At 71.3% G+C, this 23,321-nt stretch carries 16 protein-coding genes; 6 read left to right on the plus strand and 10 right to left on the minus strand.

The window, feature by feature from the left end:
• Positions 1–86 precede the first annotated feature (86 nt).
• The 5 genes from ACFWBY_RS17245 to ACFWBY_RS17265 form a co-directional block, all read right to left on the minus strand.
• Entirely contained in the window at positions 87–974 is an 888-nt protein-coding gene (locus ACFWBY_RS17245) for an ABC transporter permease (protein ID WP_385339894.1), read from the minus strand.
• Positions 971–1,792 carry an ABC transporter ATP-binding protein gene (locus ACFWBY_RS17250; protein ID WP_385339896.1) on the minus strand — a complete coding sequence of 274 codons (822 nt, stop codon included), beginning with the start codon at positions 1,790–1,792 and terminating at the stop codon, positions 971–973. Before ACFWBY_RS17250 ends, ACFWBY_RS17245 begins: the two co-directional genes overlap by 4 nt.
• Positions 1,793–1,801: 9 nt before the next feature.
• Positions 1,802–2,833: an ABC transporter substrate-binding protein gene (locus ACFWBY_RS17255; protein WP_385339898.1), complete on the minus strand. Its 1,032-nt coding sequence runs from the start codon at positions 2,831–2,833 to the stop codon at positions 1,802–1,804.
• A gap of 166 nt (positions 2,834–2,999) precedes the next feature.
• Positions 3,000–3,557, minus strand: coding sequence for an NADPH-dependent FMN reductase (gene ssuE / locus ACFWBY_RS17260; protein ID WP_385339900.1), 558 nt, complete (start codon positions 3,555–3,557; stop codon positions 3,000–3,002).
• A gap of 44 nt (positions 3,558–3,601) precedes the next feature.
• A complete protein-coding gene (locus ACFWBY_RS17265; protein WP_385339902.1) occupies positions 3,602–4,585 on the minus strand; it encodes a TauD/TfdA dioxygenase family protein in 984 nt (327 codons plus the stop codon).
• Positions 4,586–5,523: 938 nt separating this feature from the next.
• On the opposite strand from ACFWBY_RS17265, the gene ACFWBY_RS17270 reads away from it, so the two are divergent.
• Genes ACFWBY_RS17270 through meaB form a run of 3 tightly spaced genes read left to right on the plus strand, consistent with a single transcriptional unit; the run spans position 5,524 to position 10,566 of the window.
• Entirely contained in the window at positions 5,524–7,380 is a 1,857-nt protein-coding gene (locus tag ACFWBY_RS17270; RefSeq protein WP_385339904.1) for a methylmalonyl-CoA mutase family protein, read from the plus strand.
• Positions 7,377–9,572 carry a methylmalonyl-CoA mutase gene (gene scpA / locus ACFWBY_RS17275; protein WP_385339906.1) on the plus strand — a complete coding sequence of 732 codons (2,196 nt, stop codon included), beginning with the start codon at positions 7,377–7,379 and terminating at the stop codon, positions 9,570–9,572. The genes ACFWBY_RS17270 and scpA overlap by 4 nt, the downstream gene beginning before the upstream one ends.
• A gap of 10 nt (positions 9,573–9,582) precedes the next feature.
• The gene (meaB, locus tag ACFWBY_RS17280) at positions 9,583–10,566 is read left to right on the plus strand and encodes a methylmalonyl Co-A mutase-associated GTPase MeaB (protein ID WP_385339908.1); all 984 of its coding nucleotides are present in this window, start codon (positions 9,583–9,585) and stop codon (positions 10,564–10,566) included.
• Between the two features lie 299 nt (positions 10,567–10,865).
• On the opposite strand, the gene ACFWBY_RS17285 is transcribed toward meaB, so the two are convergent.
• Complete coding sequence (locus ACFWBY_RS17285) at positions 10,866–11,870, minus strand: asparaginase (RefSeq protein WP_385339910.1); 1,005 nt, start codon at positions 11,868–11,870, stop codon at positions 10,866–10,868.
• A 127-nt stretch (positions 11,871–11,997) separates the two neighbouring features.
• Here ACFWBY_RS17285 and ACFWBY_RS17290 point away from each other — a divergent pair, with 127 nt between their 5' ends.
• Positions 11,998–12,453 carry an Lrp/AsnC family transcriptional regulator gene (locus ACFWBY_RS17290; protein WP_385339912.1) on the plus strand — a complete coding sequence of 152 codons (456 nt, stop codon included), beginning with the start codon at positions 11,998–12,000 and terminating at the stop codon, positions 12,451–12,453.
• On the opposite strand, the gene ACFWBY_RS17295 is transcribed toward ACFWBY_RS17290, so the two are convergent.
• The 4 genes from ACFWBY_RS17295 to ACFWBY_RS17310 form a co-directional block, all read right to left on the minus strand.
• Entirely contained in the window at positions 12,419–17,173 is a 4,755-nt protein-coding gene (locus tag ACFWBY_RS17295) for a caspase family protein (protein WP_385339914.1), read from the minus strand. The genes ACFWBY_RS17290 and ACFWBY_RS17295 overlap by 35 nt on opposite strands.
• Positions 17,173–18,078, minus strand: coding sequence for an antibiotic ABC transporter ATP-binding protein (locus ACFWBY_RS17300; protein WP_385339916.1), 906 nt, complete (start codon positions 18,076–18,078; stop codon positions 17,173–17,175). The genes ACFWBY_RS17295 and ACFWBY_RS17300 overlap by 1 nt, the downstream gene beginning before the upstream one ends.
• Positions 18,079–18,218: 140 nt before the next feature.
• Positions 18,219–19,550 (minus strand): class I SAM-dependent RNA methyltransferase, encoded by a 1,332-nt coding sequence (locus ACFWBY_RS17305; RefSeq protein WP_385339918.1) that lies wholly within the window; start codon positions 19,548–19,550, stop codon positions 18,219–18,221.
• A gap of 131 nt (positions 19,551–19,681) precedes the next feature.
• Positions 19,682–21,745 carry an APC family permease gene (locus ACFWBY_RS17310; protein ID WP_385339920.1) on the minus strand — a complete coding sequence of 688 codons (2,064 nt, stop codon included), beginning with the start codon at positions 21,743–21,745 and terminating at the stop codon, positions 19,682–19,684.
• Between the two features lie 218 nt (positions 21,746–21,963).
• Between ACFWBY_RS17310 and ACFWBY_RS17315 the strand changes: the two genes are divergently transcribed.
• Both ACFWBY_RS17315 and ACFWBY_RS17320 read left to right on the plus strand, forming a co-directional pair.
• Positions 21,964–22,632 carry a potassium channel family protein gene (locus tag ACFWBY_RS17315; RefSeq protein WP_385339921.1) on the plus strand — a complete coding sequence of 223 codons (669 nt, stop codon included), beginning with the start codon at positions 21,964–21,966 and terminating at the stop codon, positions 22,630–22,632.
• The gene (locus tag ACFWBY_RS17320; protein ID WP_214953432.1) at positions 22,629–23,291 is read left to right on the plus strand and encodes a TrkA family potassium uptake protein; all 663 of its coding nucleotides are present in this window, start codon (positions 22,629–22,631) and stop codon (positions 23,289–23,291) included. The genes ACFWBY_RS17315 and ACFWBY_RS17320 overlap by 4 nt, the downstream gene beginning before the upstream one ends.
• Positions 23,292–23,321 lie beyond the last annotated feature (30 nt).

Consider the following 23,321-nt stretch of genomic DNA (forward strand, 5'->3'; position numbering starts at 1 on the left):
GGGGCGGAGCGCGTCGGGCCGGGGCGAGTCGGCCGGTCAGCGGTCCGGGGTCAACCGGTCAGCGGCCTGCGGTCAGCCGTCTGCGCTCAGGACGGGACGCGCCAGAGGCTCAGGCGGCGTTCGACGGCGACCAGGAACTGGTTGAAGACCAGGCCGATCGCGGAGATGGTGACGATGCCCGCGTACATCTGCGGGATCGCGAAGTTGAACTGCGAGGCATTGATCAGATAGCCCAGGCCGGCCTTCGCGCCGATCATCTCGGCGGCCACCAGGACCAGGATCGATACCGCCCCGGCCAGCCGGATCCCCGTGAAGACGGCGGGCACCGACGCCGGCAAGATCACCTTCTGGAAGAGCCTCGGAGTGGACAGGTCCATGGACCGGGCGAGCTTCACGAGCGTCGGATCGGCGTTGCCCACCGCGCTGATGGTGTTCAGCAGGATCGGCCAGACGCATGCGTACACGACGATGGAGACCTTCGAGGTCTCCCCGATCCCCAGCAGCAGCACGAACACCGGCAGCAGCGCCAGCGCCGCCGTGTTGCGGAACACCTCCAGCAGCGGCCCGAGCAGTACCGCGACCGGCCGGTACCAGCCGATCAGCAGTCCGAGCGGGACCGCGACCAGGACCGCGATGGCGAAGCCCCCGAACGAGCGGGCCAGGCTGGCTTTGGTGTGCTCGGCGAGCTGCCCGTCGCCCAGCAGCTCCCACCAGGCCGTCGCCACCTCGCTGACCGGCGGCAGGAACGTCGCGTCGACCAGCCCCAGCCGCGGCGCCGTCTCCCACAGCGCGAGCAGGGCGACGATCGCCGCCGAGCGCAGCGCCACGGCCCGCAGCACGCGCAGCACGCGCAGCACGAGCGGCGCCCCGGTCGCGGCCGGTACCCGCACGGGGACCCGCGCGGGCTCCCGTACCACCGGGGGCACCAGGCCCCGTACCGCCTCCTCCACTTCGGCCTCCACCGTGGTGCTCATACGGCTGCCTCCTCTTTCTCCAGTTGCTGGGCGCGGGCCACCTCGTCGTGGAGCAGGGTCCAGATCTCGTGGCGGTAGCGGGCGAACTCCGGGCTGGACCGCAGGTCTTCGCCGGTGGCGCCGGCGGACCGGCCGCCGAACGACACCGGGACGACTTCCTTGACCCGGCCGGGGCGGGAGGTGATGACGGCCACCCGCTGCCCGAGGTACACGGCCTCCTCGATGCCGTGCGTGATGAACACGACCGTCTTGCCGGTGCTCTGCCAGATGCGGCGCAGTTCGTCCTGGAGGGACTCCCGGGTCTGCGCGTCGAGGGCCGCGAACGGCTCGTCCATCAGGAGCACGTCCGGGTCGTAGGCGAGGGAGCGCGCGATGGCGACCCGCTGCCGCATGCCGCCGGACAGCTCGTGGGGATGACGGTCCTCGAAGCCGGTGAGGCCCACGAGGTCGAGGAACTCCCTTGCCCGCGCCGTTCGTTGACGGCGCGGGACGCCGGTCGCCTCCAGGCCGAATTCGATGTTGCCGAGCGCCGTGCGCCACGGCAGCAGCGCGTACTGCTGGAAGACGATGCCCCGGTCCAGCCCCGGCCCCGTCACCGGCTTGCCGTCGAGCAGGATCCGGCCCGAGGTCGGCGGGGTCAGGCCGCCGAGCAGGTCGAGGAGCGTGGACTTGCCGCAGCCGCTCGGGCCCACGACCACCAGGAACTCCCCCGCCGCGATCTCCAGGTCGATGCCGTCGAGCGCGGTGAACTCCCCTCCGTTCTTCTTGTCCTTCGTCGGGAAGGCCTTCGTCACGGACTCGAACACGATCTTCGCCATGGCCGCGCCTCAGCCCTTTCCGTATTCGTTGAACTCGTTGGTGTAGAGGTCGGCGGCCTTCAGCTGCCCCTTCTTGACCTCGCCGCGCTCGGCCAGCCAGTCGATCCACAGCTGGAACTCCTTGTCGGCGATGCGGCCGCCGGGCTCGGCCACCCCGTACGAGCGCCAGTACTGCAGGGTCGAGGTGTCCTCGTTGCGGCCGCGCTTCTTGACGATCTCCGTCATCTTGGCGATGACCTCCTCGCGCGGGGTGGCGCGGGACCACTCGATGGCCTTGGCGACGCCCGTGGTGAAGGTCCGTACGGTGTCCGGGTTCTCCTTGATGAAGCGCTCGGTCATCACGTACGAGCCGGCGCTGAAGGAGCCGAGCAGCTCGAAGTCCTTGAACAGCGGGCGGATGCCTCCCACGGCCAGGGCCTTGTCGCGCAGCACGCCGCTGAGGACGCCGACCTCGATCTGCTTCTGCCTCAGTGCCTGCTCGGTGTTGACGGGCGGTACGACGAGGGACTCGACATCGCCCGCCTGCGACTTGGGGATGCCGTTGCGTTCCAGGTAGATGTCCAGCAGCGCCTGGGCGTGGGCGCCCAGGGTGTTCATGCCGACCTTCTTTCCGATCAGGTCGCGGGCGGAGCGGATCGGGCTGTCCTCCAGGACGTAGTAGCCGAGGTACGTGTCCTTGTCGGAGCCGTAGTAGGAGGTGACGGCCTTGATCTGGGCCTTGCTGGAGGCCAGTTTCACGATCGCGCCGTTGAAGGCGCCGCCGAAGTGGGTCTGGCCGGTGGCGGCGGACTGGATGTCCTGGGGGCCGCTGATGGTGTTGCCGACCCAGTCCAGGGTGAGGTCACCGAGATGGCCGAGGTCGGCCGCGAGCTCGGGGAGCGTGACCGCGCCGACGTTGCCCTGGTACTTCAGGGAGGTGACCTGGCTGCCGCGGGCTCCGGTGGCGGTCGCCGTCCCGCAGCTCACCGCGGCCGCCGAGATGCCGAGCAGGGTGAGGAACTGGCGTCGGGAGGTGGGGGTCGAGGTGAAGGCTGCGGGCATGACGATTCCTTGTCGATCCGGTCTGGGCGGGTCGGGCGGGCGGGTCTGGGCGGGCGGGGTCGGACAGGCGGGGTCGGACGGGTGGGCGGGGGCGGGCGGCGGGGGCGGTCCGGTCGGATCTCGCGAGGCGGGTCCGGTCCCGGTCCCCGGTCCCCGGTCCCGGAGGTCAGTGCGCGGTGGCGAGCGGGACGGCCCCGGCGGCCCGCAGGGCCTCGGCGAACTCGTCGACGGCCTGGAAGAGGTCCAGCTCCGCCTCGGGCCGCAGCCGGTCGGGCCCTTCCCCGCGCTCGACGGAGGAGTCGAGGACGAAACGGCCGGCGGTGACGTGCCGGGCGCCGAGCGCCGCGAGGACCGGGCGCAGGGCGTAGTCGATCGTCAGGACGTGGGCGAGGCTGCCCCCCGTGGCCAGCGGGAGGACCGTCTTGCCGGCCAGGCCGTCCTGCGGGAGCAGGTCGAGGAAGGCCTTGAGCAGGCCGGTGTACGAGGCCTTGTAGACCGGGGTCGCGATCACGATCCCGTCGGCTTCGGCGACGGCCTCGAGGGCCCGCCGGATCTCCGGCTCGCCGCGGCGGGCGGAGAGCAGGTCGGCGGCGGGGAGCTCGCGCAGGGAGAGGTGGGCGGTGTCGAACCCGGCGTGGTCCAGGCGGCGCAGCACGTGGTCGGCGACGACGGCGGTACGGGAGTGGACGGACGGGCTGCCGGTGAGGGCGAGCAGCGTGGGCACGGGGGCGCTCCTTGGCTGGCGGGGTGGCGGGGCGGGCAGGCGGGTCAGACGGTGGTGGTTCCGGAAGCCGCGGCGGAGGTTTGGGAACCGGCTCCGGAAGCCCCGGAAGCTCCGGAAGCGATGCCGAAGGCCGGGTCGGGCACGGTCTCCGGGCTGATCAGCCGGGACGGAACCCCGTCCGGCCCGACCGGGAGGTCACCGTCGACCGTCACGCGGCGCAGGGTGCGCTCGTGGTCGTCGGAGTCGTCCACGCCGTAGTGCTGGGTGGCGCGGTTGTCCCAGATCGCGACGTCACCGGCCTGCCACTGCCAGCGGACGGTGTTCTCGGGGGTCTCGATGTGGGCCTGGAAGAGTTCCTGGAGCAGGCGCGAGTCCCGTCCGGTGAGGCCGCTGATCCGCTGGACGAAATTGCCGAGGAGCAGGGTGCGTTCTCCGGTCTCGGGGTGCACGCGGACCACCGGGTGCTCGGTGAGGAACGTGGTGGAGGTGAACACCTCGCGGTACTGGGCGAGCGCCTCGGGCAGGGCTTCGGGCTTCAGGGCCGCGTAGTCGTACTCGTTGGAGTGCACGGCGCGCAGGCTGTCGGCCAGGGCACGCAGCGGCTCGGGGAGGGCGGCGTAGGCGGCGGCCGTGTTGGCCCACAGGGTGTCGCCCCCGTACGGCGGGACGGTGACGGCGCGCAGGATGGAGAAGGCGGGGTAGGCGGGGACGAAGGTGACGTCCGTGTGCCACTGGTTGGCGCGGGCTCCGTGGTGGGAGTCGATGCCGAGCGCGTAGCGGCCGTCGGCGGACGGCACGGTGGGGTGGGCGACGGGTGCGCCGAGGAGCCGGGCGAAGGCCTCGTGCCCGGCTTCGTCGAGGTGGTCCTGTCCGCGGAAGAAGACGACCTTGTGGGTGAGCAGCGCGGCCCTGATCGCGGCGACGTCCTCGTGTACGAGCTCACCCCCGAGGCGGACGCCGCCGATCTCGGCGCCTATGCGGCCGCCGATCTTGGTGACGGTGACGGCGGTGCGGGTGGCGGTGGTCATGGTGGCTCCTTGTTTGTTTCCGCGACGGAGGAAGCGGAGGTGGGCGGAGGGCAGCACGAAGGTGCGGTGGGCACGGCGAAGCTGAAGCAGGCAGGCAGACAGGCAGACGAGCGCAGTCGGGTCGGCGAAGCCCGATCGGCCGGCCCGAGGCACTCCGCGCGGCGGCCGCGCCCCGGGCAACGGGCGAAGGACGACGGGCATCGGGCGTCGGGCGTCACGCGCCGCCGAGCGACGAGGGCGAAGGACGAACGGGTGACCGGGGAAGTGGTGGACTCGAAAGACGCCCGCGAGATCAACGGCGGATCAAGGGCGGATCAAGGACACCGAGGGGAGGCCCACGGCCGACGGAGTACCCGTCGGGGGGCGGCGCCTCTCAGGCGCGGCGGCGGGCCGGACAGCGGCCCTGACACTCGCCCGGCGCGGTACAGGAGCCGGGGGTGTGGAGCCGCGGGGCGAGGAACTCGTTCGCGGACATGTCCCGGAGACTGCCAGCGCCCCCACTCCCGGTCAACCCCGTTCCACCGCCCGTCCGGCCACCCGAACCACCCTGTCCGCACCCGCCCTGACCTGCGCCTTCCTCCCAGGCGGCCATCCAGCCCACGGACGAAACCCGTGGCCGGATTTCACACCCCCGCAACGCACCCGCCACGCCCGGCGGACCCAGCCCCGCCGACGCGCACGACACCCGGCCCCCAGCCCCGCCGGCGTTCGAGGCGCGGGTCCGGGCGGAGCCCGGGGAACGGGGGAAGGGTGGGTAGGGGACCAGCCCCGCAGGGCAGCGGCAACCCCCGCACGCAGACCCGCCCCCGCGCGGCCCCCGTACTCCCGGTAGCCCCCACGACTCCGCTCTTCCGTGACCCCTCCCGTCTCACATGAGAGGGGGAGATCACATCCGGTGGTTATAGGAGCTCCCAGAGGACCCCCCTAACATTCGAGCCATGACGGTCCTGCCTGATGACGGGCTCTCCTTGGCCGCCGAGTTCCCTGACGCGACGCATGAGCAGTGGCAGCGCCTGGTAGAAGGCGTGCTGCGCAAGTCGGGCAAGGAAGTTTCCGGCGAGGCAGCGGAAGACGCGTTGTCCACGAAGCTAGAGGACGGGCTCACCACCCGTCCGCTGTACACCGCGCCCGAAACCGCGCCCGACACCGGTTTCCCCGGCTTCGCGCCCTTCGTACGGGGCGGACGTGCCGAGGGCAACGCCGCCTCGGGCTGGGACGTCCGCCAGCGGATCGCCGGCACCGACCCCGTACGGGTCAACGAGGCGGCTCTGGGCGACCTGGAGAACGGCACCACTTCGCTGTGGCTTGCCGTCGGCGACGCCGGCATCCCCGCCGAGGGCCTGGCCCGCGCGCTGGAAGGGGTCTACCTCGACCTCGCGCCGGTCTCCCTCGACCCCGGGGCCCAATTCGCCGACGCCGCCCGGGCGTTGCTCGCCCTGTACACCGAGCGCGCGGTCGCCCCCGAGGCCGCCCACGCCTCGCTCGGCGCCGACCCGCTGGGCCACGAGGCCCGCACGGGAGAGGCCCTGGACCTCGCCGGGGCCGCCGCGCTCGCCCGGGAGACGGCCGCCTGGCCGCACGTACGCGCCCTGACGGTCGACGCCCTGCCCTACCACGAGGCGGGTGGCAGCGCCGCCGAGGAGCTGGGGCTCTCCCTGGCCACCGGTGTCGCCTACCTCCGCGCCCTGACGGAGGCCGGCCTGACCACGGAAGCGGCCTTCGGTCAGCTGGAGTTCCGCTACGCGGCGACCGCCGACCAGTTCCTCACCATCGCCAAGCTGCGTGCCGCCCGGCGCCTGTGGGCCCGCGTCGCCGAAGCCTGCGGGACCCCGGCGGCCGGCGCCCAGCGCCAGCACGCTGTCACCTCGCCGGTGATGATGACCCGCCGCGACCCGTGGGTGAACATGCTGCGCACCACCGTCGCCTGCATGGCGGCGGGCGTGGGCGGCGCCGACGCGGTCAGCGTCCTGCCCTTCGACCAGGAGCTGGGCCTGCCCGACGCCTTCGCGCGCCGCATCGCCCGCAACACCTCCACCATCCTGCTGGAGGAGTCCCACCTGGCCCGCGTGATCGACCCGGCCGGCGGCTCGTACTACGTCGAGCAGCTCACGGACGAGATCGCGCACGCCGCCTGGGAGTTCTTCCAGACCATCGAGAAGGCGGGCGGCCAGGCGGCCGCCCTGCGCTCGGGCCTGGTCGCCGACCGCCTCGCCGCCACCTGGGCCGAGCGCTCCAAGAAGCTGGCGAAGCGCCGCGAACCGATCACCGGGGTCAGCGAGTTCCCGCTGCTCTCCGAGAAGCCGGTCGTACGCGAGCCCGCGCCGGCCCCGCTCACCGGCGGACTGCCCCGCGTCCGGCGCGACGAGGCGTACGAGGCACTGCGCGCCCGCAGCGACGCGCACCTGGCGGCGACGGGCGCCCGGCCCACCATCTTCCTGGCGGCCCTGGGCCCGGCGGCCGCGCACACCGGCCGCGCCACCTTCGCCTCCAACCTGTTCCAGGCGGGCGGTGTCACCCCGGTGCACGACCCGGTGTCGGTGACCCCGCAGACGGCGGCGGCGGCGTACACGGCGAGCGGCGCGGACGGCATGGCCGTGCTGTGTTCCAGCGACGCGCTGTACGAGGAGCAGGCCGAGGCGGTGGCCGCGGCCCTGCGCTCGGTCGGCGCGACGACGGTGTTCCTCGCGGGCAAGCCCGGCACCGCCGCGGCGGCCGTGGACGACTACGTCTTCGCCGGCTGCGACGCGGTCGCCGTGCTGTCCTCCGTACTCGACCGGATGGGAGTGCCGTCTTGAGCAGCACCGGGATCCCCGATTTCTCCGAACTCGCGCTGAGCGGCGCGGCCCCGGCCGCCGGCTCCGAGGACCAGTGGCGCACGGCGCTCAAGGAGTCCACGGGCTCCGGCGCCGCCGAACTGCTGTGGGAGACGCCCGAGGGCATCGGCGTACAGCCGCTGTACACGGGCCGCGACCTGGAGGGCCTGGACTTCCTGCGGACGTACCCTGGTGTGGCCCCGTACCTGCGCGGCCCGTACCCGACGATGTACGTCAACCAGCCCTGGACGATCCGGCAGTACGCCGGCTTCTCCACGGCCGAGGAGTCCAACGCCTTCTACCGGCGCAACCTCGCGTCCGGCCAGAAGGGCCTGTCGGTGGCCTTCGACCTTCCGACGCACCGCGGCTACGACAGCGACCACCCGCGCGTGACGGGCGACGTCGGCATGGCGGGCGTGGCGATCGACTCGATCTACGACATGCGCCAGCTGTTCGACGGGATCCCGCTGGACAAGATGTCGGTGTCGATGACGATGAACGGCGCGGTGCTGCCGGTCCTCGCCCTCTACATCGTGGCGGCGGAGGAGCAGGGCGTCTCCCCCGACAAGCTCGCCGGGACCATCCAGAACGACATCCTCAAAGAGTTCATGGTCCGCAACACCTACATCTATCCGCCGAAGCCCTCGATGCGGATCATCTCGGACATCTTCTCCTTCACCTCGCAGAAGATGCCCCGGTACAACTCCATCTCGATCTCGGGCTACCACATCCAGGAGGCCGGTGCCACGGCCGACCTGGAGCTGGCGTACACCCTCGCCGACGGGGTCGAGTACCTGCGGGCCGGTCAGGCCGTCGGCCTGAACGTGGACGCGTTCGCGCCGCGCCTGTCGTTCTTCTGGGCGATCGGCATGAACTTCTTCATGGAGGTCGCGAAGCTGCGCGCGGCCCGCCTGCTGTGGGCGCGCCTGGTCAAGCAGTTCGACCCGCAGAACGCCAAGTCCCTCTCCCTGCGCACCCATTCGCAGACCTCCGGCTGGTCGCTGACCGCGCAGGACGTCTTCAACAACGTGACGCGCACCTGCGTCGAGGCGATGGCGGCCACCCAGGGGCACACCCAGTCGCTGCACACCAACGCCCTCGACGAGGCGCTCGCGCTGCCGACGGACTTCTCCGCGCGCATCGCCCGCAACACCCAGCTCCTGCTGCAGCAGGAGTCGGGGACCTGCCGCTCCATCGACCCCTGGGGCGGCAGCGCGTACGTCGAGAAGCTGACGTACGACCTGGCGCGCCGGGCCTGGCAGCACATCCAGGAGGTCGAGGCGGCCGGCGGCATGGCGCAGGCCATCGACGCGGGCATCCCCAAGCTCCGGGTGGAGGAGGCCGCCGCGCGCACGCAGGCCCGTATCGACTCGGGCCGCCAGCCGGTGATCGGCGTCAACAAGTACCGGGTGGCCACCGACGAGCAGATCGACGTCCTCAAGGTCGACAACTCCTCGGTGCGCACCCAGCAGATCGCCAAGCTGCGGCGGCTGCGCGAGGAGCGCGACGAAGCGGTCACCCAGGACACCCTGCGGGCGCTGACGAACGCGGCGGAGCGCGGCGACGGCAACCTCCTCGCGCTCGCGGTGGACGCGGCGCGCGCGAAGGCGACCGTCGGTGAGATCTCGGACGCCCTCGAGAAGGTGTACGGGCGGCACGCGAGCCAGATCCGTACGATCTCCGGTGTGTACCGAACCGAGGCAGGCGAGTCCCCGTCCCTGGCGCGCACCCGTGCGCTCATCGACCGGTTCGAGGAATCGGAGGGTCGCCGCCCGCGCATCCTGGTCTGCAAGATGGGCCAGGACGGGCACGACCGCGGCCAGAAGGTGATCGCGACGGCCTTCGCCGACCTGGGCTTCGACGTGGACGTCGGCCCGCTGTTCCAGACCCCGGAGGAAGTGGCCCGCCAGGCCGTCGAGGCGGACGTGCACGTCGTGGGCGTCTCCTCCCTCGCGGCCGGCCACCTGACCCTCGTACCGGCGCTGCGCGAGCAGCTGGCGGCGGAGGGGCGCGAGGACATCATGATCGTCGTGGGCGGGGTCATCCCGCCGGCGGACGTTCCCACGCTCCTCGAAATGGGAGCGACGGCGGTGTTCCCGCCCGGCACGGTCATTCCGGACGCGGCGCACGACCTGGTGACGCGGCTGGCCGCGAACCTGGGCCACGAGCTGTAGGCGGCCGAGGGTGCCGAAGATCGACGTTTCCGTTTACACGAAGGGCGTGCTCGACGGGAAGCGCGCGTTCATCGCGCGCGCGATCACCCTCGTCGAGTCCACCCTGCCGGCGCACCGGGCCCTGGCCCAGAGCCTGTTGACGGAGCTCCTCCCCCACTCGGGGCGGGCGCGCCGGATCGGCATCAGCGGTGTGCCGGGCGTAGGGAAATCAACCTTCATCGACGCGTTCGGCACGATGCTGACGGGGCTCGGCCACCGCGTGGCGGTCCTCGCGGTCGACCCCTCGTCCACCCGCACGGGCGGCTCCATCCTGGGCGACAAGACCCGGATGGAACGCCTCGCCGTCGACCCGGCGGCGTTCGTCCGCCCCTCCCCCTCGGCGGGCACGCTGGGCGGGGTCGCCAGGGCCACCCGCGAGTCGATGATCGTGATGGAGGCGGCGGGCTACGACGTGGTCCTCGTCGAAACGGTGGGCGTCGGCCAGTCGGAAACCACGGTCGCGGGCATGGTCGACTCCTTCCTGCTCCTCTCCCTCGCCCGCACCGGCGACCAGCTCCAGGGCATAAAGAAGGGCGTCCTGGAACTCGCCGACGTCCTCGCCGTCAACAAGGCGGACGGCCCGCACGAACGCGACGCGAGGTCGGCGGCGCGCGAACTGTCGAGCGCCCTGCGCCTGATGCACCCGGCCGACGCGGCGTGGACCCCGCCGGTCCTGACGTGCAGCGCCCGGGAGTCCACCGGCCTGGACGAGGTGTGGAACCGCCTGGAACAGCACCGCAAGCTGCTGGACGCGGACGGCCGCCTGCAGACCAAGCGCGCGGCCCAGCAGGTGGAGTGGACCTGGTCGATGGTCCGCGACGAACTCCTGGAGCGCCTGCGCTCCAGCCCCGCCGTACGGGACCTGGCCCCGACCCTGGAATCAGCCGTCCGAGCAGGCACCCTGACCCCCACCCTGGCGGCGAACCGCCTCCTGACGGCATTCACGGAGCCCTAACCGAACCCGACCACCCGCACGCGCACCCGCACCCGCCCCGCCCCGCCCATTCCAGCCCAGCCCAGCCGGGCCAATCCAGCCCCGCCGGCGTTTGAGGCGCGGGGTTCCGGGGCGGAGCCCCAATCCAGCCCCGCCGGCGTTTGAGGCGCGGGGCCGGGGGCGGAGCCCCAATTCAGCCCCGCCGGCGTTTGAGGCGCGGGGCGGGGGGCGGAGCCCCGGGGCGGGTCCGGGGCGCAGCTCCGGGGAACGGAGGAAGGGCGGGGCGGGGAGCAAGCCCGCCCAGCGCCACCCGCCAAGGGTCAGGCGGCGACGAGCACCGACCCACCCGAGGCCAACGCCTGCCGCAGCACCCGCGCCCCCTCCACCCCGTCATCCCCCGCGGCCAGCAACGCCGCGAGCACCGCGATCCGCGCCTGGGGCGCCCGCAGCGTCCCCGTCGGCACGGCCCCGGCCGCGACGAGGTCCACGGCACCCCCATGGGTGTAAATCTCCGTCACCGGCCCGGCGGCAACCCGCGTGGTCAGCGCCACCAGCACGCCCCCCGCGATCGCCGCCTTCACCGCGTCCACGATCTCCGGCGTCGCGTTCCCCGCGCCGGTGCCGACCAGCACGATGCCCCGCGCCCCCGCCGCCACGGCGGCGTTCAGCAGCACGGGGTCCGCGCTGGCGTGGTGCATCACGACGTCCACCCGCGGCAGGGCCTCGGGCATCGCCGGCAGCGGCAGCGGCTCGGGCCGCACCGGGGTCCGCAGCACGGTGACCTTCCCGAAGCCGACCTTCCCCAACAGTTCCTTCGACGGGTCGGCGAACGCGTCCAGCGCCACCGCCTGCGCCTTGACCGTCCCGCGCGCCGCGTGCACCCGCCCCGCGAACGCGATCAGGACACCGAGCCCCCGGGTGGTCGCGGCGGTCAGCAGGGCATCGTAGAGATTGCCGGGACCGTCCCCGTCCGCCGCCCCCATGGGCCGCTGCGAGCCGGTGAAGACGACCGGCCGCGCGTCGTGGTGGTGCAGGTCCAGCAGGAAAGCCGACTCCTCCAGCGTGTCCGTCCCGTGCGTGACGACGACACCGTCCACCCCGGGGTCGGCGAGCACCTCGTGCACGGTCCGCAGCAGAGTCAACTGGTGGGCGGTGGTCAACCGCGGACTGTTGACACTGAAAAGATCGACGACCTCGACGGTGACGCCTTCCGGCAGCGGCGCCGTCGCCATGACCTCGGCCCCGTCGGCGTCGGCCGCGAAACCGGAACCCTGCCAGCGGCTGGCTATGGTCCCGCCGGTGCTGATGACGACGATGCGTCCCATGACTGCCGTCCTCCCTCTCACACGATCCGCACACATTTTCTACAAAAGGCAATGGTAGGCCGATCTACGCGCAACACGATTGCGAATACACCCCACCAGCCCCCAACCCCTAGTTGATAATTGCGCCATGGACGCCATCGATCGAGAAATCTTGCGCGAACTCCAGGCCGACGGCCGGCTCAGCAACCAGGAGCTGGCCCAGCGCGTGGGCCTGACCCCCTCCCCCTGCATGCGCCGGGTCCGCCAGCTCGAAGAGGACGGGGTCATCCAGGGCTACCGCGCCGTGATCTCCCCCGAAGCCGTGGACCGCGGCTTCGAAGTCCTGGTCTCCGTAGAGGTCCGCCGCGACCGCGAGGCCGTCGAAGCCTTCGAAGCGGCCCTCCAGGACATCCCCGACATCATCGAGGCCTACCGCCTCTTCGGCAGCCCCGGCTGCCTCCTGCGCATCGCGGTCGCGGACCTCCGCGCCTACGAACGCCTCTGGATCGAAAAGCTCACGGCCCTCTCAGGCGTCACGGAGGTCAACTCCCAGATCATCATGAAACGCATCAAAGAACCGACGGGCCTCCCGGTCGGCCACTGAGCACGCCAAGGCGCTCGCGCCAGCCGACGGAGAGCCGGGGACGCAGGAAGACGACTCCCTGCTGGGTCCCGACGGCCAGGTCGAGGAACGGGTTCCCCGGGAGGGCTCGCAGCGAGGTCACCAGAGCGGGCACGGGCGCGGACCACACCTTCTCGCAGCTGGGCAGATGACACAGGGCCACCCCCTGCCCGTCACTGACCGCGACCAGCGCCTCGCCGCTGGGGGCCGACCCGGTCCACAGCAGACGGGTCGCCGGGACGGGCAGGCTCCGGGGCGCATCGGGGGTCGCGGAGTCCCAGACGGTGACGGAGGCAGCGTTCGCATCGTTCGACAGGTTCTTGTCGAGGTGGAGCAGGACCGGCGCACCCGTCGGCGTATCGGCCCAGCGAAGGAAATAGGAACTCCCTGAGGTCAGCGTCCGGTGTCCCGAGATCCGGCCTCCCAGCCCGGATGCGGCCGTAGTGCTGCGCGGCGGATCGACCGCATGCCGACCGTTCGTCTCAAGGTCGACGACGGATGTCGCTCCGCCCCGGCCGCGCTGTGCGACCCAACGGGTCCCGGCCGCACCGTGGTGGGGCAGTAGGAGCTGGACGTCGTGTGCGAGCTCGATGTCGCTCCGGTAGGGAGCACCCGTCTCGATGTTCCACAAGCGGCCGGTCGTCGGAGTCTGCGTCTGCGTCTTCCGGGCGTTCTTACCATCGCTCCCACCGGAGTCGTTATCGCGGACGAAGCGCCCGCCTACGCTTGACTCCCACTCCCCCATCGTCCTGGATCCCGTCAGCAGCACCGCGTCACCCGAGGTCGCGGTGAACGCGGTCGAGCACACGTAGTCGTTCCCCGGGTCGGGCGTCCACGGGAGGTCCACCCAATCCGGTTTGTCCTCGGGGTCGCCCAAAAGACGGACGCGGGCGCGGACCACGTCGAAACCGACGAAGCGGGTCCGGTGCTGCACGCCCGTCGGGGGGAGGAGTTGTCCAGTGACCGCTTCCCGGTGAGCGTGCAGCCAGTCGAAAGAGGCGTTCTCGACGACGCCACCGGGTCGAATGCGATGCCAGACGCACTGGGACACCGGCAAGGACTCCGGCCATTCGCCGAGGTTCGAGTTCCGCTCCACTTCCACATGCCCTGTGTACTTCCAGGAGAGGAGGTGGAGCGTACCGTCCGGATCTTCCACGCAGTCCTCCTCCCGCGGGCAGTTTCCGAGGGCCACGCTCCGGGCGTACGAGCGGAGGTCGCCGTTCGCCGGATCGGTACGCAACGCCGACTCGACCCGCCGGAAAAGCCGACCGGTGACACCTACGACCGCGCCTGCATCCCGGCTCCAGGAGAGCAGGCCCTCGATCTCGGGCGCGGAGAACGCCCCTTCGATTGCTACGGGTTGTGGTCCTGAGGCCCCTGCCTCATGGGCTCCCCACGGCCAGAGCCTGGCAGTGCCGTCGTTGCCGATGGCCAGGATGTTGGGACCGGCGGCTTCCCCGGCAGCGATGAGACGCAAGCCGCAAATAGCGCCTTCGTGCCCGAGGAGGGGAAGGCCGATCGAGTCACCAGTGGCGCAGTCGACCACGGACAAGTGGATGCCGAACCCGTCGATCAAGGCGTAGAGCCGCCCGTCGTGCACCACCGGCGCCATGAGCATCGCGTGCGAGACGTCCTTGCCCCGCACCGCGATCCGGCCGGGGGAACCGTTGAGGTGCGTGGTCAGCAAGGCATCGTCATCCTGTGCCACGAGTACGGGATCCTCGCCGCTGCCGTACGCGAAGCCTCTCTTCTGCCATGAGAAGCCGTCGAAAGGCATGGTTTTGATCTTCCTCGACCCCAGGTCGACGAGGTGCATCTCAACCCGCGCCACCGCTACGGCGGCAAGGGTTCCGCTCGGTCCTCGGATGTGATCAACGAGTACCGGGCCGTTCAGGCCCTCCAGCAGCACCGCCGTTCCCCGGTCCCCTTCCAGCGGATGCAGCACGACCCGGCCTCGTACGCCGTCGCAGGCGAGCAGACCGACGCGTCCGTCCGCGTCATGGCCGAGGCAGGCAGACGCCCCGGCCTCGTCATTCCACATGCGGTTCGGGAGAGTAGGACATTCCACCTCGACGAGCGGCTCCGCCGCGAGTATCGAGAAGGCCACCACGCTCTCGGCGTTCCCGCAGACGACGACAGCGGTCCCGTCGGTGAGACGGCCGGCGTCGAAGAGCCGGCCGTACCCGGTGTCCGAGACCGTCAGGGACAGCGTTTGATGCTCGACGTCCCACATGCGCAACGTGCCCACGGCATCGAGGGTGACCGCCTCCGGACGCCCGGCCCGGTCGGTGAGCAACGCCAGCCCGACCACGTTCGCAGGATGCGGAAGGATCGTCGACTGGGACGGATCGTCGAGCAGCCAGACGTGCACGTGGGGTGCTTGAGGCGGAGCCGCCAGCACCATCCTCCCCCCGTTCCGGAGAACCAGGTCCTCGATCATCCAGTTCGGATTGACCGACCTGACCGCGTACGCGTCACCGTCATGCCGCCCCACCACCCGGTGCGGGGTGATCCCGCGGGGCTCGACACGGACTTGCTCCAACGACGTCGAAAGCCCCTCCGCCTGGCGGGCCAGCTCGTGCTGCCCGTACGTCCCGGCCACGAAGGCCAGCAATCCGGCCGGGTCGGCGGTGTCGGGATCCCTGCCCGCGAGGAGGTAGCCATAGCGTTCGACGGCCATCGACAGCTGCGGGTTGCGCCGCGCGTGCCGGACAGCCGGCAGCAGTGTCGAGCGCTCCGCGCTGACGACGAACGCCGCGTCCTCGATCAGGTCGTCGAGCGCTCCCGAACCCGCCGCGTGGGTCGCCAAGTGGGCCCGGACATAGGGGTGGGCCCGGCGCCAGTCCCGCTCGGGGACCAGGCCCGTCAGGATTTCGACGAAGCACTCCTGGACGTCCGCGATGTCTCGGTGCTTGAGCACCCGGCCCTTCATGTGGTCCGTCAGTTCCTGGTGGTACAGCCGGAAGTACCGGGTCCCGTCCACCGAGGCGTGGGCCAGGTAGGAGCCGTCCTCGTTCAGCAGCACGTCGACGTCCGCCTCCGTGAGCGGGAGCCCGGACAGCCGCGCCGCCACCCGCACCCAGATCTTGCGCGGCAGACCGTTGCCCTCCCCGAAGGCGAGGGCCGTGAGCAGCGCCATCGTCGAGCCGTAGCGCTCGGCCGGCAGCCTCTGGAGGTACGTCTCGAAAGCCCCGCCCACGTCGGAGGGGAGCTGCTCCGCCCAGCCCGGCAGGGTGGTGTCCACGGGCCGGCCGCGCAGCAGTGCGCTCGCCGTCATGCGGGCGACGAGGAAGCAGCGGCCGGCCCGGCGGGCCACTTCCTCCGCTACCTGGCGCCCGACGTCGGGTGCGTCCCGGTACGGCGCTCCCGTGTCGCAGATGATCCGGGCGACGTACTCGGCCGTGTCCGTGTCGTCGGCGTACGCGCTGTCATCGAGGTCGATGACCGGAACCCGGTCCCCGGTGTGGGGCAACAGCTCACGCCGCGAGCCGACCACGAGCCGGACGCAGGCGACTCCGGCGAGGGGGCGCAGCAGTTCCCAGGCGATGCGGCGCGCCTCCGCCTTGTCACCGCCCGGGCCGGCCTCGTCGAGCGAGTCGACGACGACGCGGAACGGTGTCCGGCGGTCGGCCAGGGCCTCGAACAGCGCGGCGGGACTGGTCGCCCGGACGTCCGCCGCAGAGGCGAGCCGCGCCACCAGTGCGTCCTGGGTCTGGTGGTGGGCGTTGACGGACGCGTCGGTACAACCGTCCAGAACCAAGCGGCCCAGCACGGCGGACTTCCCCGAACCGGGGTCCGCGGTGACGACGAGGACGCCCGCGGCGCCCTCTCCCGCGAGATGCGCACGCGCCTCGCGCAGGGCCCGGTCCCGGCCCGTGAAGTACGAGCCCGGGTCGTACACCTGCTCCACCCCGCGGCCCCGCGGCTCGAAATGGGACGAGAGGTCGGAGGCGTCGCCGCAGACGCGCCCGGCGGCGGTGACCTCGGCTCCGGGGTCGAACAAGGGGTTCGGGAAGAAGGGCGGCGGCTCCGACTGGTCGACGGAGGAGCAGGCGGCCCGCTGCCGCAGCCCGGCCGTCGTGAACGACCGGTTGACACGGTCCGCGATGGTCCCGGGCGCCATGTAGCGCTGCGACGGGCCCTCACCACGCCCGCACGCCTTCGCGAGTTCGGCGACGAAGGCCCCGTCGACCGCGGCGTCCCGATGGCGGGCGGAGGCGAGCAGCCAGGTGCCCGAGCCGAGCGCCTCACCACGTCCTCGGCCGGCCACGATGGTGTCGGTCACGGAACCGATCTCGGCGCCGGCGGCCGCCGCGTGACAGGCGTCGACGACGAACAGCACGTTCCGCACGGGCGAGGTGGCGAGCACCTCGGCCAGGCTGGGCAGGGACAGCCATGACCGCGGGCGTCCGTACGTCGTGTCCGCGCAGGCGAGCCGGTAGTGCCCCGACGGTGCCCGGTTCCCGTGCCCGGCGTAGTACACGACGACCACGTCGTCGGCGGTGAGCCCCGGGGCGCCGCACCAGTCGGACAGCGCGTCCTCGAAGTCCGCGGAGTCGGGATCCTCCGACACGGAGGCCAGCACCCTCTCGTACCCCATCGACCGGAAGAGCTCCACCACGCCCTCGACGTCACCGGGCACCAAGGGCAGTTCGGGATCCTCCTGGTAGTGACGCGTGCCCGCCGCGATGAGATAGCGCATCAATCCGCCAAGGGCTCCCGCGCGAGCCCCGCCGCGATGGCCCGGCCCGTCTCGACGGCCGTCAGATAGCGCGTGGCGTCGTGCATGTGGCTGCCGTTGTGAACGGCCTCGTCGACCACGCCCGCGCCGTACGCGGGGCGCAGTTCCCGCACGACGGACACGATGTCCGCGGCGTCCGCGATGTTGGTCCAACCCCGCAGCGGCTTCGGCCACACTGCGCGCCCCTCGGCCGGAGCGGGCTCGAGGCGGTCGAGGACCAGTGCGCGCATGCCCAAGGGGGATCCGAGGGTGACCAGCCTGCGAACGTCCCAGTCGGTGTGATGCGCCTCGTCGCAGAGCGCCTCGTAGGCGACGACCGAGCCGAGGGAATGGGCGACGACGACCCGCGTCTCCGGTGTGATCCGCGCCGCCACGCGGGCCCGGGCCTCGCGCCGTACGTCCTCGTCCGAGAAGTAGGCGGCCATCTGCTTGAGGCTCCCGATCAGCGCACGGTCGAGGACTCCCCGCAGGAACACCGCGCCGGTGAGCGCGTCGAGCGCCGCCCGCACCGCGTTCAAGCGCAGCGCCTGGGAGACCATCCAGCCTCCCGCACCGCGGGTCCCCGCCTCCGCGGGATCCGGCACCCCCGGGTCGGTCCGGGCCGCTTCGGCCCACCAGGCTATGAGGAGCCGGAACTCCTCCTCCGTCTCGACGTCGCCCGCGTCGTACGGCGGCTCGTGCCCGGCCCGTGCGCCGGAGGGCCGGAACAGGTCCCCGTAGAACGCCACACCGACGTCTTCGACCGCCGGAACCGGACCGCCCGCGAGCCGCACACCACCGAGCAGTTCGGGCACGACATCCCGCGCGAGCGAGTCCTCGCTCAGATACTGCTTCCCCACCCCGTGCACGAAGACGACTGCGCCCAATGCCCCTCCCCCGTAAGGAGAACAAGCCTACGCGAGCAACTACCGCCACCTGCCGTGTTGCTGACACCTCACCGGAACGACGCAGGGCCGTCTCCGGGCCTGTGTCCCGGAACCGGAACTCAGGCCGGAGGCGGCCCGGATCACGCGTCGTCGCGCACCGGCTCCAGGATCGCCACGCACTCCACGTGGTGCGTCATCGGGAACAGGTCGAAGGCGCGCAGGGTGCGGACCTTGTAGCCCGACTCCGCGAAGTAGGCCAGGTCGCGGGCCAGGGCTGCCGGGTCGCAGGCCACGTACGCGATGCGGCGCGGGGTGAGGCCGGCCACCTGGCGGACCGTCTGCTTGCCGGCGCCCGCGCGGGGCGGGTCGAGGACGACGAGGTCGCACTCGGTGATGCCGGTCTTGGGGAGGATCTGCTCGACCTTGCCCTGCTCGATGCGGACGCGGGGGAAGTCGGACAGGTTGTGCCGGGCGTCCTCGACGGCGCGCTTCGTGGACTCGATGCCGAGCACCGCGCCCGTCTCGCCGAGGCGTTCGGCGAGCGCGCCCGCGAAGATGCCGACGCCGCAGAAGAGGTCGAGGGCCATCTCGCCCTTGCGCGGCATCAGGCCCTGCATGACGGCCTTGATCAGGGTGTCGGCGGCCTGCGGGTGGACCTGCCAGAAGCCGCCCATGCCGACGCGGTAGGTACGGCCATCCGCGCGCTCGCGCACGAAGGGGCGGCCGTGGACGCGGTGGACGCCGCCGTCCTTCTCCTCGACGCGCAGGACCGAGACCGGCTTGTCGAGTTCCACCAGGGGCAGGCGGCCGCCCGGGCGCGGGGTGAGGACGACCTGGCGGTCGCCGGAGCCGGAGGCGGCGATGGCCTCGACGGTGGCCATCTGGGGCCAGTCCTGCTTCTCGATGCCCAGCTCGCTGACGCCCGGCGCCGCGATCATGCAGTGGTCGATCGGCTCGATGTCGTGCGAGCGGTGCTTGCGCAGGCCGACGGTGCCGTCCTCGTCGATGGCGTACTGGACGCGGGTGCGCCATTGCGGGACCTGCCCGGCCGGCACCTTGTCGCCTTCGGCCGGCATGACCGTGCCGTCCCAGCCCGCCTGCTCCGGGGTGAGTCCGGCGAGGCGCAGCAGCTGCTCGGCGACGACTTCGCCCTTGAGCCGGCGCTGGGCGCCCGGCTTGGCGTGCTGCCAGTCGCAGCCGCCGCACTTGCCGGGGCCTGCGTAGGGGCACGGGGCCGGGGTGCGGTCCTTGGAGGGGTCGAGGACGGTGACGGCGTCGGCGCGCAGGAAGCGGGAGTCCGCGTCGCCCTCCGTCACGCGGGCGATGATCTTCTCGCCGGGCAGGGTGTGACGGACGAACAGGACGCGGCCCTCGGCGGTACGGGCGATGCAGTGGCCCCCGTGCGCGACGGGGCCGACCTCGACCTCGTACTCCTCCCCGACCAGTGACTGCTTCTCGTTCTGCTCCGTCATGGTGGGGAGGCTCCAAGGCTAAGTGAGGAAGGAAGTAAGAAAGGCAAATGCGGAACGGCCGGACGACCGACCCACCAGTTTACGTGGATCTCGTCCGGCCGTTCGCCACTCGGGCCCTCGGCCCCGCCCGGCTACTTGCCCGCCGGATCCTTCGGACGCGGCCGGGGCGTGGCCGGGCTGTCCACCGGGCCGCGGCGCACCGCGCCCGGCGCGCTCCACTCCGCGCGCTTCTTCGCCCGCTTCTTCGCGAGCTCCGAGGATTCCAGCTGGTAGGGCACCGAGGTGACCATCACACCGGGCGTGAAGAGCAGCCGGCCCTTGAGCCGCAGGGCGCTCTGGTTGTGCAGCAGGTGCTCGTACCAGCGCCCGACGACGTACTCGGGGATGTAGACGCTGACGGCGTCGCGCGGGTTCTCGGTGCGCAGGCCCTTGACGTACTCCACCACCGGGCGGGTGATCTCGCGGTACGGGGAGTCGAGGATCTTGAGCGGGACGTTGATGCCGCGCCGCTCCCACTCCTCGCGCAGGGCCTTGGTCTCGACGGGGTCGACGCTGATGCTGAGCGCCTCCAGCCTGTCCGAGCGGGTGAGCTTGGCGAAGGCCAGGGCGCGCAGGGTGGGCTTGTGGACCTTGGAGACCAGGACGATGGAGTGGACCCGCGAGGGGCGCACGCTGTCGTCGCTGGGGCCTTCGGCGGCGGCGATCTCGCTCGACACCCGGTCGTAGTGCTTGCGGATCGCGGTCATCGTTCCGTAGAAGATGACCATGCCCAGCAGGGCGACCCAGGCGCCGTGGGTGAACTTGGTGGCCAGGACGACGACCAGCACCATGCCGGTGAAGAAGGCGCCGAAGGTGTTGATCGCCCGTGAACGGTGCATCCGGCGGCGGGCGGCGGGGTCGCGCTCGGAGGCCAGGTGGCGGTTCCAGTGCCGGACCATGCCGATCTGGCTCAGCGTGAAGGAGACGAAGACGCCGACGATGTAGAGCTGGATCAGCTTCGTCGAGTCGGCGTCGTAGATCCACACCAGCAGCATCGCGGCGCCGGCGAGGAGCACGATGCCGTTGGAGAAGGCGAGCCTGTCGCCGCGGGTGTGCAGCTGGCGGGGCAGGTAGCGGTCCTGGGCGAGGATCGAGCCTAGGAGCGGGAAGCCGTTGTAGGCGGTGTTCGCGGCGAGGAACAGGACGAGCGCGGTGGCCGCGGCGAGCACGATGAACAGGAAGCTGCCGTTGCCGAAGACGGCCTCGGCGACCTGGGAGATGACCGGGTGCTGGACGAAGTCCTCACCGACCGGGACTCCGTTGTCCAGCAGGTCCGTGGCGGGGTTCTCCGACATCTTGACGTCGGTGGCCATGGCCAGGCCGATGATCCCGCAGAACATGGTGACGGCGAGGGCGCCCATGAGGGCGAGGGTGGTGGCCGCGTTCTTGCTCTTGGGCTTGCGGAAGGCCGGGACGCCGTTGCTGATGGCCTCGACGCCCGTCAGGGCCGCGCAGCCGGAGGAGAAGGCGCGCAGCAGCAGGAAGACCAGGGCGAAGCCGGCCAGCCCCTGGTGTTCGGCCTTGATCTCCAGATCGGCCGTCGGTGCCTGCATGGTGTCGCCCATGACGATGCCGCGCCAGGCTCCCCACGCGATCATCACGAATACGGCGCCGACGAACACGTAGGTGGGGATCGCGAAGAAGTTCCCCGATTCCTTCACGCCGCGCAGATTCATCAGCGTGAGGAGCAGAATCATGATCATCGCCGAGAGCACCTTGTGCTCGATGACGAAATCGACTGCGGAGCCGAGGTTCTCGACCCCGGAGGAGATCGACACGGCGACGGTGAGGACGTAGTCGACGAGCAGGGCGCTCGCGACGGTCAGACCGGCCCTGGGCCCGAGGTTGGTGTTGGCGACCTCGTAGTCACCGCCGCCGCTCGGGTAGGCGTGGACGTTCTGCCGGTAGGACGCGACCACCGTGAACATCAGCACGACGACCGCGAGGGCGATCCAGGGGCTGAAGTGGTACGCCGACACGCCCGCGATGGACAGGACCAGTAGGACCTCGCCAGGGGCATATGCCACGGAGGAGAGTGGGTCGGATGCGAAGACAGGAAGGGCGATCCTCTTGGGGAGGAGCGTTTCTCCGAGGCGGTCGCTGCGTAGCGCCCGGCCGATCAGGATCCGTTTGGGCACGTCGGTCAGTTTGGACACGCAGAGGATCGTAAGCGTTCGAAATCGGACTGACGAACCCCCCACCCCATTACGGCACGAAGTCCGACCGTATCCAGGGCAAAGAGGCGCCGGCCGCAGCGCAAATGGTCACAGTGGTGACCGCCCGTGTGTAGCTTGGGCCATGGTCTGAGACCCTGTTAAGCCAGAGCAGCAATGAGGCTGGAAACCAGCGAGCGCTGACAGCCGGAAGGACGGCCGTGCACATCGTCATTATGGGCTGCGGAAGAGTGGGCTCCGCCCTCGCGCAGACCCTGGAACAGCAGGGGCACACGGTCGCGGTCATCGACCAGGACCCCACCGCATTCCGTCGGCTGGGGGCTTCCTTCGGCGGCCGCCGCGTCACCGGAGTCGGCTTCGACCAGGACACCCTTCGCGAGGCCGGCATCGAGGAGGCGGGCGCCTTCGCCGCGGTCAGCAGCGGTGACAATTCCAACATCATCGCCGCCCGCGTGGCCCGCGAGATGTTCGGCGTCGAGAACGTCGCCGCCCGCATCTACGACCCCAAGCGCGCCGAGGTCTACCAGCGTCTGGGCATCCCCACGGTCGCGACCGTCCGGTGGACCGCCGACCAGATGCTCCGCCGGCTGCTGCCGTCGGGCGCCGAACCGCTGTGGCGCGACCCGAGCGGCGGTGTCCAGCTCGCCGAGGTGCACACCTCCGAAGCCTGGATCGGCCACAAGGTCAGCCAGTTGCAGGAGGAGACCGGCGTCCGCGTCGCCTTCCTCACCCGGCTGGGCGAGGCCATGCTGCCGACGTCGGCGACCGTCCTGCAGGAGGGCGACCTCGTTCACGTGATGATGCGCACGGACGAGATCGACAAGGTGGAGGAAGTCTTCGCCGAGGGTCCTGAGGAGGGACGCGCATGAGGGTCGCTATCGCCGGAGCCGGCGCGGTGGGCCGCTCCATCGCGGGCGAGCTCCTGGAGAACGGCCACGAGGTCCTCCTCGTGGACAAGGCACCGACCGCCATCTCGGTGGAACGGGTGCCGCAGGCCGAGTGGCTGCTGGCCGACGCCTGCGAGATCACCTCGCTCGACGAAGCGGCGCTCCAGCGGTGCAACGTGGTCATCGCCGCCACGGGCGACGACAAGGTCAACCTGGTCGTCTCCCTCCTGGCCAAGACCGAGTACGGGGTCCCCCGGGTCGTGGCCCGCGTGAACAACCCGAAGAACGAGTGGCTCTTCAACGAGTCGTGGGGCGTCGACGTCGCCGTCTCCACGCCGCGCCTGATGTCGGCGCTGGTCGAGGAGGCCGTCAGCGTCGGCGACCTGGTACGTCTGCTGCGCTTCAGCCACGGTGACGCCAACCTGGTCGAGCTGACCCTGCCCGCCGACTCCCAGGTCGCGGGCAAGCAGATCAGCGAGATCACCTGGCCCGAGGACACCTCGCTGGTCACGATCATCCGCGGCAACCGGGTGCTCACGCCGCACGGCGAGGAGACCCTGGAGCCGGGCGACGAGCTCCTCTTCGTGGCCGCCCAGGCCCGCGAGGAGCAGCTCGAGGACCTCCTCCAGGCCGCGGACTAGCCTGCGGCGGCGCCGAACGCACGAAGGGGC

The organism is Streptomyces sp. NPDC060049, assembly GCF_042736715.1.
Taxonomy (GTDB): domain Bacteria; phylum Actinomycetota; class Actinomycetes; order Streptomycetales; family Streptomycetaceae; genus Streptomyces.

What these genes read in the sequence shown, in the direction of transcription:
- ACFWBY_RS17245 (WP_385339894.1), bottom strand. Translation starts at nt 974, where the DNA reads ATGAGCACCACGGTGGAGGCCGAAGTGGAGGAGGCGGTACGGGGCCTG.
- ACFWBY_RS17250 (WP_385339896.1), bottom strand. Translation starts at nt 1,792, where the DNA reads ATGGCGAAGATCGTGTTCGAGTCCGTGACGAAGGCCTTCCCGACGAAG.
- ACFWBY_RS17255 (WP_385339898.1), bottom strand. Translation starts at nt 2,833, where the DNA reads ATGCCCGCAGCCTTCACCTCGACCCCCACCTCCCGACGCCAGTTCCTC.
- ACFWBY_RS17265 (WP_385339902.1), bottom strand. Translation starts at nt 4,585, where the DNA reads ATGACCACCGCCACCCGCACCGCCGTCACCGTCACCAAGATCGGCGGC.
- ACFWBY_RS17270 (WP_385339904.1), top strand. Translation starts at nt 5,524, where the DNA reads ATGACGGTCCTGCCTGATGACGGGCTCTCCTTGGCCGCCGAGTTCCCT.
- ACFWBY_RS17285 (WP_385339910.1), bottom strand. Translation starts at nt 11,870, where the DNA reads ATGGGACGCATCGTCGTCATCAGCACCGGCGGGACCATAGCCAGCCGC.
- ACFWBY_RS17290 (WP_385339912.1), top strand. Translation starts at nt 11,998, where the DNA reads ATGGACGCCATCGATCGAGAAATCTTGCGCGAACTCCAGGCCGACGGC.
- ACFWBY_RS17295 (WP_385339914.1), bottom strand. Translation starts at nt 17,173, where the DNA reads ATGCGCTATCTCATCGCGGCGGGCACGCGTCACTACCAGGAGGATCCC.
- ACFWBY_RS17305 (WP_385339918.1), bottom strand. Translation starts at nt 19,550, where the DNA reads ATGACGGAGCAGAACGAGAAGCAGTCACTGGTCGGGGAGGAGTACGAG.
- ACFWBY_RS17320 (WP_214953432.1), top strand. Translation starts at nt 22,629, where the DNA reads ATGAGGGTCGCTATCGCCGGAGCCGGCGCGGTGGGCCGCTCCATCGCG.